General features: G+C 60.9%; 13 protein-coding genes and 1 tRNA gene. 7 read left to right on the forward strand and 7 right to left on the reverse strand.

The annotated features are described in order from the left end of the window. Window positions 1-97: 97 nt before the first annotated feature. The gene (gene phoU, locus CVS29_RS03500) at window positions 98-760 is read left to right on the forward strand and encodes a phosphate signaling complex protein PhoU (RefSeq protein WP_110104978.1); all 663 of its coding nucleotides are present in this window, start codon (window positions 98-100) and stop codon (window positions 758-760) included. 212 nt (window positions 761-972) lie between these two features. On the opposite strand, the gene CVS29_RS03505 is transcribed toward phoU, so the two are convergent. Beyond that, entirely contained in the window at window positions 973-1,719 is a 747-nt protein-coding gene (locus CVS29_RS03505; protein WP_110104979.1) for a phosphoglyceromutase, read from the reverse strand. A 240-nt stretch (window positions 1,720-1,959) separates the two neighbouring features. Between CVS29_RS03505 and CVS29_RS03510 the strand changes: the two genes are divergently transcribed. Continuing rightward, entirely contained in the window at window positions 1,960-2,805 is an 846-nt protein-coding gene (locus CVS29_RS03510) for a class I SAM-dependent methyltransferase (RefSeq protein ID WP_110104980.1), read from the forward strand. Window positions 2,806-2,937: 132 nt separating this feature from the next. Here CVS29_RS03510 and CVS29_RS03515 read toward each other — a convergent pair whose 3' ends face one another. Both CVS29_RS03515 and CVS29_RS03520 read right to left on the reverse strand, forming a co-directional pair. Then, the gene (locus CVS29_RS03515; protein WP_245932051.1) at window positions 2,938-3,297 is read right to left on the reverse strand and encodes a DUF2516 family protein; all 360 of its coding nucleotides are present in this window, start codon (window positions 3,295-3,297) and stop codon (window positions 2,938-2,940) included. 9 nt (window positions 3,298-3,306) lie between these two features. Next, window positions 3,307-4,500, reverse strand: coding sequence for a trans-sulfuration enzyme family protein (locus tag CVS29_RS03520; RefSeq protein WP_110104982.1), 1,194 nt, complete (start codon window positions 4,498-4,500; stop codon window positions 3,307-3,309). A gap of 227 nt (window positions 4,501-4,727) precedes the next feature. On the opposite strand from CVS29_RS03520, the gene tmk reads away from it, so the two are divergent. The 5 genes from tmk to CVS29_RS03545 all read left to right on the forward strand — a co-directional run bounded on the left by tmk (window position 4,728) and on the right by CVS29_RS03545 (window position 9,758). Next, on the forward strand, window positions 4,728-5,366 hold the full coding sequence (tmk, locus tag CVS29_RS03525; protein ID WP_110105317.1) for a dTMP kinase: 639 nt from the start codon (window positions 4,728-4,730) through the stop codon (window positions 5,364-5,366). Next, the gene (locus CVS29_RS03530; RefSeq protein WP_110104983.1) at window positions 5,363-6,532 is read left to right on the forward strand and encodes a DNA polymerase III subunit delta'; all 1,170 of its coding nucleotides are present in this window, start codon (window positions 5,363-5,365) and stop codon (window positions 6,530-6,532) included. The genes tmk and CVS29_RS03530 overlap by 4 nt, the downstream gene beginning before the upstream one ends. A gap of 18 nt (window positions 6,533-6,550) precedes the next feature. After that, on the forward strand, window positions 6,551-8,098 hold the full coding sequence (locus CVS29_RS03535; protein WP_110104984.1) for an alpha/beta hydrolase: 1,548 nt from the start codon (window positions 6,551-6,553) through the stop codon (window positions 8,096-8,098). 154 nt (window positions 8,099-8,252) lie between these two features. Then, window positions 8,253-8,328: transfer RNA gene (locus CVS29_RS03540), tRNA-Thr, on the forward strand. A gap of 257 nt (window positions 8,329-8,585) precedes the next feature. Beyond that, window positions 8,586-9,758, forward strand: coding sequence for a low temperature requirement protein A (locus CVS29_RS03545; RefSeq protein WP_110104985.1), 1,173 nt, complete (start codon window positions 8,586-8,588; stop codon window positions 9,756-9,758). 2 nt (window positions 9,759-9,760) lie between these two features. Here CVS29_RS03545 and CVS29_RS03550 read toward each other — a convergent pair whose 3' ends face one another. From CVS29_RS03550 to CVS29_RS03565, 4 genes are all read right to left on the reverse strand, one after another. Then, window positions 9,761-10,966: an ABC transporter ATP-binding protein gene (locus tag CVS29_RS03550; RefSeq protein WP_110104986.1), complete on the reverse strand. Its 1,206-nt coding sequence runs from the start codon at window positions 10,964-10,966 to the stop codon at window positions 9,761-9,763. Continuing rightward, window positions 10,963-12,561: an ABC transporter permease gene (locus CVS29_RS03555; protein ID WP_373366669.1), complete on the reverse strand. Its 1,599-nt coding sequence runs from the start codon at window positions 12,559-12,561 to the stop codon at window positions 10,963-10,965. Before CVS29_RS03555 ends, CVS29_RS03550 begins: the two co-directional genes overlap by 4 nt. A 5-nt stretch (window positions 12,562-12,566) precedes the next feature. Then, a complete protein-coding gene (locus CVS29_RS03560; protein ID WP_245932052.1) occupies window positions 12,567-13,631 on the reverse strand; it encodes an iron ABC transporter substrate-binding protein in 1,065 nt (354 codons plus the stop codon). 155 nt (window positions 13,632-13,786) lie between these two features. Next, window positions 13,787-14,332, reverse strand: a complete 546-nt coding sequence (locus tag CVS29_RS03565) for a hypothetical protein (protein ID WP_110104987.1) — start codon at window positions 14,330-14,332, stop codon at window positions 13,787-13,789.

Genomic DNA, 14,332 nt, shown 5'->3' on the forward strand with positions numbered 1-14,332 from the left:
CTAACGTTCACCTTCAGGTGCCCAGCCGTTCATATGCAGGTGACATATTGGAGGGCAGGACAGGCCCGTTGTGGGCTACCCGTGAAAGGAAGCATCTGTGCGCAAAGTATTCCAGGCCGAGCTCCACCAAATAGGTGAGGGCCTGATTGAGATCTCTGATCTAGTTCTCGAAGCTATCGCGAAGGCAACGGCCTCTTTCGCTGCGGCCGATCTTCCCAGCGCGCAAGAAGTCATTGCCGCCGATGCCCGGATCGATTTTCTGCAAAACGATCTCGACGAACGAGCCATTGACGTTCTTGCTTTGCAGGGCCCCGTGGCCAGTGACCTCCGTATGATTGTGGGCTCCCTGCGTATGAGCGCATCTTTGGAACGCATGGGCGATCTGGCCCGGCACATTGCCCAATTGACGCGGCTACGCTTCCCTAACCCAGTGATCCCGGCATCTCTAACGGAAACTTTTGCCGAGTTGGCCCGTCTGGACATCTTCATTGCGGGGAAGGTCACGGAGCTCTTGGAGAGCCGGGATCTTGAACTGGTGGCCGAGATCTCTGCGGCTAAGTCCCAGATCAACAAGCTGCATAAAACCGTATTCGCCACCATGGCCGCTCCTGAATGGCAGGAAACCGCCGCCACCACTGTCGATGTCACGCTGGCCAGCAGGTATTTTGAACGTTTTGGCGATCACGGAGTGTCAGTGGCCCGCAAAGTCTCCTACCTGGTGACGGGCGAATGGCAGCCCGAGGAGTTCTTGGCCCTCTAAATTCCGGCCGCGCTGCAACTTACGCGCCCGCCTCCCACTAATGCGCCCGGTCTACAGGTCGCATTAGTGGGAGGCGGGCGCATTTTTTATGGGGGCACGCGCCCTAGGGCCGGGCGTGGAGAGTGTGTAGGGAACGGCTGCGGGGCGGCACCTTTCGTGTGAAAGGTACCGCCCCGCCCTGGTGCATTAAAGTCGCGTGCGTTTAAGAGGTGTTACTTCTTGCCCTGGTTCGCTACAGCCTGGATAGCAGCAGCTGCGGCTTCGGGGTCCAGGTACGTGCCGCCGGGGGTGATGGGGGCGAAGTTCTCATCCAGTTCGTAGACGAGCGGGATTCCCGTGGGGATGTTCAGCGAGGCGATGGCGTCATCTGAGATGCCGTCCAGGTGCTTGACCAAGGCGCGCAGCGAGTTGCCGTGGGCCGTAACCAGAACAGTCTTGCCGGCCTTGAGATCTTCCTTGATATCCGATTCCCAGTAGGGCAGCAGACGGATCAGGACGTCCTTGAGGCACTCGGTGCGCGGCAGGGCCTCACCCAAATCCGCGTATCGGGGATCGTGAGCCTGGGAGAATTCACTGTCATCGGACAAGGCAGGCGGCGCGGTGTCGTAGCTGCGGCGCCATTCCATAAACTGCTCTTCGCCAAACTCGGCCAATGTCTGGGCCTTATCCTTACCCTGGAGCGCACCGTAGTGACGTTCGTTCAGACGCCAGTCACGCTTGACGTCAATCCAGCCGCGATCGGCCGCTTCCAGGGCCAGATTCGTGGTGTTGATGGCACGCTTGAGTCGCGAGGTGTAGACAATATCCGGCAGAAGGTTCTTCTCCACCAGCATCTCACCACCGCGTACGGCCTCGGTGCGGCCCTGATCATTCAAATCAACATCCACCCAGCCGGTGAACAGGTTCTTGGCGTTCCACTCACTGTGGCCATGGCGAAGCAAAATCAACGTATAAGTCATACTTTCATCTTACCGGGCGTATTCGTTGGGCCAGAATTACTACGCAGATTTGCACTTTGGGCTGTTGCTCGCCATCTCTGCTCTATCCGCCAGCACCCCTTTGAAGCACTGGTTGAACCCACCCAAAAACTGGGGTATCGAAGAGAGCGCCGGCAACAGGCACGTGATTGTGACTGGCAACACAGGGCGAAAAGGTCAAAAACGGCGGTTCCACCGCTGTGCACAAAATAAAATTCTTAAGTGGTTCAACGTGCGCAGCGAGTGGGAAACTCTTCAGCCGACCCCTCAAACCGTGTAGTTCGCCAACGCAACAAGCCCTTTGGCAATGCGACCCGTGGCACCACAAATCCGAACCGGCTGCGCCGTGTTGACCGCTGGCTGGCAGGTCCCCAAGCCTGGCGGCTGAAATGCGAAAGCAACCCTCTTGTGGTTGATCTGGGATATGGCGGCTCCCCTGCAACGGCTGTTGAACTGTATTCGCGCATTCATGCCGTGTGCCCAGCGGCCCATGTGACGGGGATCGAAATTGAGCCAGAACGCGTTCGCATCGCGAAGAAACTCGAGCACGATGGCCTGGATTTCCGGGTAGGCGGCTTTGAAATCCCGGTCTCCGGCAAGGCCACCATGGTGCGGGCGTTCAATGTCCTGCGTCAATATGATGAGGCGGATGTCCGGCTGATCTGGGACACCGTCTGCTCACGCTTGGCCCCACAGGGAATCTTTGTGGATGGCACCTGCGATGAGATTGGCAGGCGCAGTACCTGGGTGGCACTCGATAGCACGGGCCCACTCTCGCTCACCATTTCGCTGCGTTTTGGTGGTTTTGAACTGCCGTCCGACGTTGCCGAACGCCTGCCCAAGGCCCTCATCCACCACAACATGCCCGGCGAGCGGATCCACACATTCCTTCAGGCTCTGGACAAGCATTGGCTGGCCGGCTCAGCGCTGGCGCCCTTTGGCAACCGGCAGCGTTGGCTGGCTATGTGCCAAAAAATGTACGACGACGGCTGGCCAGTGGTGCGTTCACCCTCACGGTGGCGCTTGGGTGAACTGACCGTGGCCTGGTCCGCAGTGGATCCCAACTAAGTTCAGTGGAGCATAGCCAAGGGTTGAGCCCAGCTAAGGGTTACGCAGGCACCTGCCAAAGCGGGCAGGTGCCTAGGGCAGCGGTTAGCTAAAGGGCACGTACCTGAGGGCAACGGTTAACAGGGACAACAATTACCAGGAAGAGCCGCGGTTTTGGCCGCCGCGCTTGCGTGCGCGAACCTCAACGAGGGCCGGGCGCACGTCTGCCAAGTAGACCCCTGCAGCGGTAGCGCCGCCCAAGGTCAGCAGCAACATCATGCCAAGCGGCGGCACCGTCAAGGTCATGATGGGGCCAATGATGTACAGGAACCCAAAGAAACTAGCGCCGCCTGTCAGGGCAGCCCAAAACGTCTTAGTCCGCTTGTACACGCGTTCGAAGTCACTGGGCGGGGTGCGCAAGCAATCGGCAAGTGCCCACACTTGAACGCCGAAGGCCAGCAGTCCCAGTGCCACCAGGATGAGGAACTCTAGAAAGTGCATAATGTTTACCACAGACTCAGCTTACAGTCCCGCACCGGATATTGGCTGTGAGAGCTGGTCCAGCGCCTGATCTAGATCGGCCCAGAGGTCTTCCACATTCTCAATACCAACGCTTAAGCGCAAGAGATTCTGGGGAACAGTATCCGGCTCATTGGCGTGGCGCCGGCGCCTTTCAATGAGCGATTCAACTCCGCCCAGCGAGGTGGCGGGAGTCCACAAGTCCAGCGCCTCCACAACGGCGGTTGCGGCCTCTGCTCCCCCAGCCACTTGAATGCACAAAACAGAACCAAAACCACTCATTTGTGCTTTGGCCCTGACATGACCCGGGTCCGACTCCAGGCCTGGGAACAAAACCTTCTCAACGCCGCTATGCGTGTCCAGACGGCGGGCCAGCTCAAGGGCGCTGGCCTGGGAACGTTCCACCCGCAGCGCCAGAGTCCGCAGGCCCCGCAGCGCCAACCACGCCTCAAAAGGTCCGGCGATGGCTCCATGGATGGAACGGTGATGCAGCAGAGCCTCGCGCAGATCCGGGCGGGAGGTGGCAAGGGCGCCGAGGATGACATCAGAATGGCCGGCCAAGTACTTCGTCACTGAATGCAGAACAATGTCAGAGCCCAGCTCGAGAGGCTTTTGCACCAGCGGAGTGGAGAAGGTGTTATCGGTGACAATGATGGCCCCCACCGCCTGGGCCGAACGGCATAGCAACTCCATATCAGCCACCTCCAGCATGGGGTTGGTGGGGCTCTCCAGCCACAGCATGTCAGCTGCCTTCTCCCCCGCCCCCGTCAACGCCGCGATGACCTCATCATTGTTGGCGATGTCCACGGTACGCAACGTAAACAAGCCCTTCGCAGCCTGTTCCTGCGCCATGACCAGCGCACCCTGGTAGGAGTGGATGGGCATAACGAGAGTGCCGCCTGTGGGGATCAGCGAAAGCGCGGCAGAAGCCGCAGCCAGACCGGAACCGAAAATGAGGGCCGGCAGCGTGGCACCTTCTAGCTGGGACAGTGCCTCCTCCAACGGATCCCAGGTGGGGTTGGAATAGCGTCCGTACGCCCGATCGCCATCGACAACGGTCCCGGTTCCCACATAGGTAGAGGAGAGCATGATCGGCGGATTGACGGGGGCGTCGTGAACGCGTGGGGGGCGCCCTGCCGCCACAACAAGGGTGTCGGGGCGTAGGTGTTCGGGATGGCTGGCAGGCTGGTGCGTCATACTTTCCACACTAGACCGCCTGCGTCACGCTCGCGCACATTGTGACATTAGCCGGGCGGGCCACCTGGCGTGGTGGGCGTGGCGGCTGGCACCGAGCAGGCGGGTGGCGGGCCACCGCCCTGGCGTGGCGGCTGGAGCCGCTGTCCTTGTGGATAAGCTTCCGGTGCCGCAAGGAATCATTCAGCTTGGGCCGGTAGGCTGGTGGGGTGACTGATTCTGCTGCCCCGATGCCGGGCTTATTCATTGCTTTTGAGGGCGGCGACGGTGCTGGAAAATCCACTCAGGCTGCATTGTTAGCCAAGACCCTCTCCCACGCCGGACACACAGTTTTGCGCACCCGTGAGCCAGGCGGCACCCCGGTGGGCGAAAAGCTGCGTTCCCTAGTCCTGGATCACGGCCAAGGTGAAATCGATGCCCGGACCGAGGCATTGATCTTCGCAGCAGCCCGGGCAGCGCACGCGGCTCAAGTCATCATTCCAGCTGTGGCCCGTGGAGAGATAGTACTTAGCGACAGGTATGCGGATTCCTCGATCGCTTACCAAGGTTCCGGGCGCGGACTCGGCACGGCAGCCATCAAGGATCTCAACGATTGGGCTACCGGTGGTCTGTGGCCGGATCTGACCGTCCTGCTGGATGTCTCCCCGACTGCCGGGCGGGAACGGCGCACGGCCGGTGACGCTACTGAAGACCGGATGGAATCAGAACCGGATCATTTCCACGCCGCCATCCGTACCGCCTTTCTTGACTTAGCCGCGGCCAGCCCCGAGCGTTATGTGGTGCTTCCCGCCGGTGGCAGCGTGGATGAGCTTGCCGCATCTGTGGCCCGGCATGTACAAGATCTGTTGCACAAACGGTCCCGGGCATGAGCGTCTGGGTTGATCTGCAGGGCCAGGACAGTGTGGTCTCGCAGCTGCGCCGTGCCGCCCAGTCTGGCAGCCCCACGCACGCGTGGCTTTTGACGGGCCCGCCGGGCTCAGGGCGCTCAAATGCGGCGCTGGCCTTTGCCGCCGCCTTGGTCTGTGAGCAGTCCGAACTCAACGCCCGCGGCTGCGGTGTGTGCAAGGCCTGCCACACCACCATGGCCGGAACCAACGCGGACGTCACCTTCATCGCCACCGAGAAAACCACGATCACCATTGAGGAAGCCCGCTCGCTGGTCCGCAAGGCCTATGACAGCCCCTCCTCCGCACGGTGGCGGGTCATGATTGTTGGTGACGCCGACCGCATGGCCGAACGCACCACGAACGTCTTGCTGAAGGCCATCGAGGAACCGCCTCCGCGGACCATCTGGATCCTGTGCGCTCCGAGCCCGGCCGATGTCCTTGTGACGATCCGGTCCCGCTGCCGCACCCTGACCTTGCGCCTGCCCCCCGTTGAGGATGTGGCCGCGCTGCTGGTGCGCCGCGACGGTATTGATCCTGCGCTTGCGTTGATCTCCGCCCGCGCCGCGCAAAGCCACATTGGGATTGCTCGGCGCCTCGCCAGAGATCCCGGTGCCCGTGAACGTCGCGATGCCACGGTCCGGCTGCCGCTGAATCTGCGTGACGTCACCACGGCTGTCATGGCGGCCGCTTCTCTGCTGGCGCTGGCCCAGGAAGAAGCCTCTTCCTCCAATGAAGAGCGCGACGCCGGCGAAAAAGCCACGCTGTTGCGCAACCTCGGCGCCCCCGAGACTGGGACGCTGCCACCTCCTTTGCGCGCCCAGGTGCGTGCCTTGGAAGAGGACCAGAAGCGGCGCGCCAAGCGCTCGGTGACGGATCATTTGGACCGGGCGCTGACAGATCTGCTCTCTTTCTACCGGGATGTGCTGGTTCTGCAGCTAGCCGCCCGCGGCGGGAACGGCGCGCTGGCCCAAGGCGTTGAACTCGTCAATGAAGGTCTCAGGGGAGACCTGTTCGCCTTTGCCCAAAACTCCCGTGCGGAAGCCACCCTTGCCCGTATGGATGCCATCAATGCCGTGCGCCACCGGCTCACCACCACCAATGTTGCCCCGCTGCTGGCTCTTGAAGCCATGGCAGTAAGCCTGCTCTAAAACGTGAAGGACTCCCATATGCCTGCCGGAAACCAACGACGGCGACCCCGCCTCCGCCTGTCCCTCACCGCCGCTGCGGCTCTTCTTGGGCTGCTCTTGAGCTCGTGCTCCGTACTGGCGCCAGAACAACCCTCGGTCAGCTCCGCGGATCCGTCAACAGTGGGCGAGGTGCCTGCGGACCTGTTGACCTTTTACGGCCAAACGGTGACCTGGACCTCGTGCAGCGGGGGGTTCCAGTGTGCCGAGGTGAGCGTTCCGATGAATTATGCGGCCCCGAAGAAGGAGGCCATCAACTTATCGGTGATTCGCCTTCCCGCCTCCGGGAAGCGCCAAGGCGCCATGCTGATCAACCCTGGCGGGCCGGGGGGATCCGGTGTGGACATGGTCAAGAACGGCGCCAGTTCCTATTTTTCCGCCAAACTGCGCGGCGCCTATGACGTGGTGGGTTTTGACCCGCGCGGGGTACAACGTTCGGCTCCGGTCAAGTGCCTAAACGATGCTCAGATGGACTCGGCGCGGCAGGAGGAGTTCAACACCAACTCCCCGGCCGGAATCGCCGCGGTGGAGGCGGAGGCGAAACGGCAGAGCAAGCTGTGCCAGCAAAACTCCGGGCCGAGCCTGCCCTACCTGGACACCGTCAGCTCCGCCCGTGACATGGATATCCTCCGTGCCGTGGTGGGAGATACAAAGCTGAACTACATGGGTTTCTCCTACGGCACCAAATTGGGCGCCACCTACGCCGGGTTGTTTCCTTCTCGAGTAGGGCGGCTCTCACTAGACGGCGCCATGGACCCCTCACTAAACATTGATCAGGTCTCGATGGGCCAGGCTGTTGGCTTTGAAAACGCCCTGCGGGCCTGGGCCGCGGAATGCCTGAGCAGCAACGAGTGCCCCGTATCCGGGACTGTGGATGAGGCAATGGCCCAAATTCGGGAGCTCAACGACGTCTACACCGCCACACCCCAACAAACCCCGGAGGGCCGCGTTGTGACCGGAACCGAATTCACCGGGGCCATCGCCTTCGGCATGTACTCAACCGATTTGTGGGCACCTTTGACGGGCGCCTTGAAACAAGCCTTTGCCGGGGACGCCTCGGGCATGCTCATGCTGGCGGACTTCTCTGCGGATAGAGACTCCGATGGCAAGTACAATTCCAACACCGCCGCCGCCTTCACCGCGATCAACTGCCTTGACTACCCCATGAACTCGGATCTGACACACATGCGTGAACAGGCAGAGCTTTTGAAGAAGGCCGCCCCCACCTTTGGGGACTTGCTGAGCTATTCGGGAATGAGTTGCAAATACTGGCCCTTCCCGGCCACGGGTGCGCCCGCGCCGATCACCGCCGCAGGGGCCGGACCCATCTTGGTGGTCGGCACAACGGGCGATCCTGCTACTCCCTATACCTGGGCAGAAGCGTTGGCCAAGCAGCTGGATTCCGGGGTCTTGGTGACGTGGAAAGGCCAAGGCCACACCGCCTACGGCCGTGCCAACGCCTGCCTGACGTCCGTAGTAGATGACTACTTTGTGGACGGCAAGGTACCGAACGCGGGAACGCGCTGCTAACTTTTGCCGCCCGGCACCGGCGCGGGCTGAAGAGCGGGCGGCGGGGCGGGCGGCGGGACGGGCGGCAGCGCCGATTTTGTACATCCGGCCCGCACCGATTAGAGTAGTTTCTTGTGTTCGGTACTTGATCCCGCAAGGGCCCAAACCAGCACAGGCCTCCATAGCTCAGTTGGTAGAGCGTTTCACTCGTAATGAAAAGGTCAACAGTTCGATTCTGTTTGGAGGCTCCACTAAAACCCCCGGATTCTAAGGAATCCGGGGGTTTTCTGGTTGTGTCCCCACAAATCCCGGGTTTGGACTGTAAACCATGGCTTGAGCCAACCGCTATTCCTTCGCTCCGAGTCCGAGTGCCTGCCGGTAAGAATCGATCCGTGAGAAATGGTCGCTAAGGACATACCTAAACCACCATTTCTCCCGGATGGATGAGGATACGCCCGGGAAAAGTCCCGTACCCAGCAGGCCGGAACCCCGGGCATAAAATGTGCCCATGAGCAGAAAACCTCAACCTCACCCAACCGCACCCCGGCAGCCGGCGCGTGAACCCGGGCGGGTTCACTGGATGGAATTGTTCTTCGATTTAGTGTTCGTGGCCTTCGTGGGACAGCTGGCCCACGGCATCCACGGCGATCCCGGCTGGGCGGAATTTGGCACCTACGTGCTGCTGTTCTTCCCCGCCTGGTGGGCGTGGGCCAACATTGTCTCGGTAGTGAATCTGCTCCCCGGCCTGACAGCCCGGGTGCTTGGGGTGGCCATGCTGGCTGCCATGGCCGCAGCAGCACTTATGGCGGCAGCCGCCCCGGAAGCCTTTGGCGAGCGGGCATGGGCCTTCTCGCTGGCAAACGCCGCCATGCGCATAGTCCTACTCATTCTGTGGCTGTACCAGCACCGCACATTCTCCACCGATTCGCCGTGGCGGATCTGGGTCTATAACGGCGGAACCGCGGCCCTGTGGCTCATTGCAGCGTTCTTGCCACTGGCCGCCACCGTGAGCCTCTGGGCGGTTTCGATAGCCCTTGAAATTCTCATGGTGGCCAACAGCAACCGAATCGGGGCCAACCGGAGCATGGCCGCCATCAACATTGAGCACGCAGGGGAACGGTTGGGCCTGTTTGTGATCATAGTTCTGGGGGAATCGGTGTTTAGCATTGTCAACGAGGCAGCCACCGATTGGAGCCCCAGTACCGGCCTCGTGGCATCCTTGGGGTTCATCATCGTGGCCTTGCTTGGCTGGGCTTTCTTCCAATACGGCATGGGCACGCTGTCCAGCGGCTTGGAACACCTGCGCGAACGGGGCGATCTCACCGGGATCCTGCAAACCACACTGTTCATGCCGTTCGTGCTGGTTCTGGGGGTGACCTCACTCGCCGCAGGCATTGCCACCGCCATCCCGGAACCGTTCAAGCCGCTGCCGCTAGGCGCAACCATCGCCTTGGGCGGCGGGATCGCTCTCTTTTACGCCACTAACGCGGCCGCCTCGCTGCGCTACGGACAACCTCCGCGCACGGTCCTGATCTGGAGCATCCCCACCGTGGTGATTGCGCTTTGCCTAATTCCGGCTAGCGCAACCCAGCCAGCCGCCGTGGTGCTTGCTCTGGTGGCGGGCCTTCTGGTGGCGCTCACCGGCTATGTTGAAATCACCGCACGGCTGCGGCACACCTGACGTTAGTCCCAGGGAAAGACCACGCCCTCACCCACCACTTTCAGTGATAGTTCGGTACCAGGACGGGCCAGCATGGCGTTCCAGTGCCTGATGTTGATAATCTCCCCACCAACAGGCTGGTGGGGGTCCGCAGGGTGTTCGGCGTCCACCAAAATAGGTTCCAGCTGTATTCGGACAGTGGTTTCGGGGCCAAAGTAATCGGTGTCCACCACGCGTCCACGGATGGGCCCATTGCTGGAAATGCGGATTTGTTCGGGCCGCAACATCAAATAAACCTTGCCCTGTACCGGTGGGCGGCGCACTGGGATTCCTCCCAGCGAGCACAAGGCCAAGGAACCTTCCATCCATGCCTCAATGATGACGGCGTCGCCAAGAAACTCTGCGGTGGCCCTGTCCGAGGGGCGGGTGTACACCACAAAAGGGCTCCCAATTTGAGCCAACTTGCCATCACGCATCACGGCCACCTGATCGGCGAAACTGAGGGCCTCTGATTGGTCATGGGTGACGAGGATGGTGGTCACCCCGGCCTGTTTGAGTGTTTGTGAGACAGCGCGCCTGGTAGCAACGCGCAATCCCGCGTCGAGTGCACTAAATGGCTCATCCAAGAGCATCAGCTGGGGCTGCCGGGCCAGTGCACGCGCCAAGGCGACACGCTGTTGCTGCCCACCGGAAAGCTGGTGGGGCCGGCGTTTTGCATAGGAGGTGTCCATGGAAACCATCTCCAGCAACTCCCCCACCCGAAGCGCCGCCGCTTTGCCGCGCAAAGGCAGGCCGAAGGCTATATTTGCCCCCACGCTCAAGTGCGGGAACAACGCGCCATCCTGAGCCACATAGCCAACACTGCGCTTATGGGCCGGAAGCCAGGTGGATGGCCCGGCTACTTCTTCCCCGCCCAAGGCTATCCGGCCCGCACTGGGAGAGGCAAAGCCGGCAATGAGCCGAAGAAGTGTGGTTTTGCCAGAGCCCGAAGGTCCCACAATGGCTGTGCTGCGCCCCTGGGCAACATCCAGATTGACCCCCTTGAGGACTTCCGCACCGCCAAAGTTCTTGCGCAGATTAGTGATCTGCAAGTGGTCTGGAGCGTCACTGGCAGCATCAACAAAAGTCAAGCTTTCAGGTGTCCCCGGGGGAGGACCGCCGCGCACATGACGGGCACCGGAGGATTCATTGGGACGCGGAGTGTTGAAACCGTGGGGGTGGGTGGTCATTGACCGGCCGCCTTCTTGGATTGCACGAACAGTAAATACGTCATGGGTGCTGAAAGCAAGATCATTAATAAGGCATAAGGGGCAGCACCCACGTAATCGATCTCGCTACTCAATGACCAGAATTGGGTGGCCAAAGTGCGGGTACCGTTGGGCGCCAACAGCAGCGTTGCTGTCAGCTCATTGACGATTCCAAGAAATACCAGGGCGGCCCCGCCGGCGGCAGCCGGGGCTGCCAGGCGTAGCGTCACCCGCAAGAAGGCGATCAGCGGCGGTTTACCCAACGCTTGCGCGGCTTCATCGAGTTCATACGGCGCTTGGGCCAGCCCCGCCCGCAGGTTCACCAAGGCCCGCGGCATGAACAGCAGCGCGTACGCCCCCACAAGCACCAGAGAACTTTGGTAAATGGCAGGCACGTTGTGGACGGTAATGGTCACCAGCGCCAGCGCCACCACAATCCCTGGCATGGAACTGGAAATGTAGTTTGCACCCTCCAAAATCTTACTCATTGGTCCGGGATGACGGACCACCAAATATGCCAGCGGAAAGGCCAACACAATGGTTACCAAGGCGCCCACCGCACCGTACCCCAGGGTGTGCAGCAATGTTGGTAGGAGATCGGGGCGCTGCCAAATAACGGCTCCGCCAGCCACCAGCCACCGTCCCACATGCCACAAGGGGACGCCCAGAGCCAACGCTGTCACACCGGCCAGCAGCAATTGCCCCAGCCCTTGGTAACGCCCTAGTGGCACACGGTGCGGAGTGGATTGCGCGCCTGCGCCCACCCGCGCGTAGCGGGCACGGCCGCGCGTCTTAGATTCTCCTAGTAGCAGCAGGAGGCAAAATATGACCAGTACGCTGGCAAGCATGTTTGCAGCTGCACCGTTGAAGGTTGATTGGAACTGGTCATAGATGGCGGTGGTGAAGGTATCAAAGGCGATCATCGCGAAAGCGCCGTACTCGGCCAGCAAGTGCAGGGACACCAACAATGCCCCACCCGCCCCGGCTAACCGAAGCTGTGGGAGGATCACACGGAAAAATACTTTCCAGGGGCTAAGTCCCAGAGACGCTGCGGACTGTTCCAACGCTGGATCAAGCCGGCTCAGCACTGCTGCCACAGGAATATAAACCAACGGGAAATAGGACAGTACTGAGATCAGCACACCCCCAAAGATCCCACCCAGCGAGGGAATGGCACTGACCCAGGCATAACTATTGACGAATGCGGGGATGGCCAAAGGCGCTGCCAGAAGCACCGCCCACGCCTTATGTCCGGCCAGGCTGGTACGTTCCACCAACCAGGCCCCGCCCACACCAATGACAACGCACAGCGGCACAGTGATGAGCACCAACAACAGGGTGTTTATTACCAATTCGCCCACCCGTGGGCGGAACACTAGGGCAACAATGGAATCCCACCCAGTGTTGGCGGTGGCAACCACAACAAAGCCCAGCGGTAGTAACGAAAATGCTGCGATCACAAAACAAAGTACAACAACGGGCCAGGGACCCAGGTGTGAACCCCGGCCCCTGGCCATCTTCGGTGAGATCGTGGCACCCAAGGTGGGTGACGGCGTCGTACTTTGCGCAGAATCCATTGAAACTACAGTAGACCCGCCTGGGTCATCAGATCGCTAACCTTCGCAGAATTCAGTTTCGCCGGGTCGATCTTGGGTGCCTGCAGATCTGCTAGCGGGATCAGCTTGGGGTTGGCCGGGACATCGCTGCCAACCGGGTACTCGAAGCTGGTGCCAGTCTGTAATACCGTTTGGCCGGCCTTGCCCGTGACGAACTCCAAGAATTTCTGAGCACTGTCCTGGTGCTTGCTGGACGCGAGGACGCCACCACCGGAGATGGAGACAAACGCGCCCGGATCTTCGTTCTTGAAGTAGTGCAGAGCCACGTTCTTGGAGTTCTCGCCGGTCTTGGCCTGATCGCCAAACCAGTAGTAGTGGTAGATGACGGCGCCTTCAACCTCTCCTGCATTGACGGCCTTCATGGCGGTGCTATTGCCCTTGTAAGCCTTGAAGTTTTCCTTCATGGACTTCAACCAGGACAGTGTTGCGTCCTCACCCTTGAGCTCCAGCATGGCGGAGACAATGGCCTGGAAGTCAGCGCCAGACGGCGATGCCGCCCACCGGCCCTTCCACGCAGGATCGGCTAAGTCCATGATGGATTTGGGCAGCTGCGCCTCGCTGAGCTTTGTTTTATCGTACGCAAAGACGGTGCTGCGGGCAGCAATTCCTGTCCACTTGTTAGTGGAGGGACGGAACTGCTCCGGAACCTGACCCTGTACGGTCTTGCTGATGTCAGTGAACAACCCTGCGTTTTCCACCTGCGTCATGGCGGGCGAGTTCTCCGTCAGGAAAACATCAGCCGGGGACTTGGCCCCCTCGGCGATGATCTGGTTGCTGAGCTCAAGATCGCTGCCCTGACGCAACGTGACCTTGATGCCGGTTTCCTGGGTGAACTGATCAACCCAAGCCTGCGTCAATGATTCGTGCTGGGCGTTGTACACGGTGATGGCATCATCCGTGCCACCGGCTGCTCCGCTGCTTTGCGCCGGCGACGTGGTGCCGCCGCAGGCGGCAAGGGCGAGGATGGATGCTCCCGCAACAGCCGTGAGGGCGGATTTGCGCAGCATGGTCAGGGTGGGCCAAGTCTTCATAGGGCAGCCTTTCGGCGGTTGAAATAAATAGCTTAGATAACTCGATCGTAATCCACCAGAGGGCAGGCTATCCTCACTTCACCCCAATTATGACGCAGCTCATACATTTTTTATAACTTCTTCAGGGACAGCGCGTAGGATTCCCGAAGCTATGGCTAGGACGTTGCCTGCTTGTGCAACAGCTCCCCGGCCCGCTCCACGTGACGGGCCACAATTGCCGCCTTAAGTTCCACGCCGGACGCCTCCCCCACACCCAGCCGCACCAGAGCAAGAGCCTCGGCAGCGGCCGCTAGGGCATTTCCGGAGCGGGAGAGCTCGCGGTGCACATCATTGAGGTAGCCGCCAGTGCCGAGCGGGACTTCCATGCCATCACTGGGAGCCGTGCGCTGGGCTTCCATGACGATCCCATGGACTATGGGCAGCAAATCCGCAAGATTGTTGGCCACCATAACCATGGCCTGATACGTGCCCTCGGAGCACACCGGGGATGGCGCAGGGCCGCTGGCCGGACCACTGGCTTTGGCAGCTCCTTCAGCACCAGCGGCACCGGCAGCACCAGCGGCTTCTAAGCCTTCAAGCATTTGGTGAAAACGGTCCAGCCCGCGCCGGAAGCGGTCGTGGTCGCGGCGCCAGACGCCTTTGCCGAGCTCGGCGTCGTCGCGCTTGGCCTGGCGGGAGGCACCAAAGAGTCCTTTGAGCAT

The organism is Arthrobacter psychrochitiniphilus (assembly GCF_003185915.1).
GTDB classification, from domain to species: Bacteria; Actinomycetota; Actinomycetes; order Actinomycetales; family Micrococcaceae; genus Specibacter; species Specibacter psychrochitiniphilus.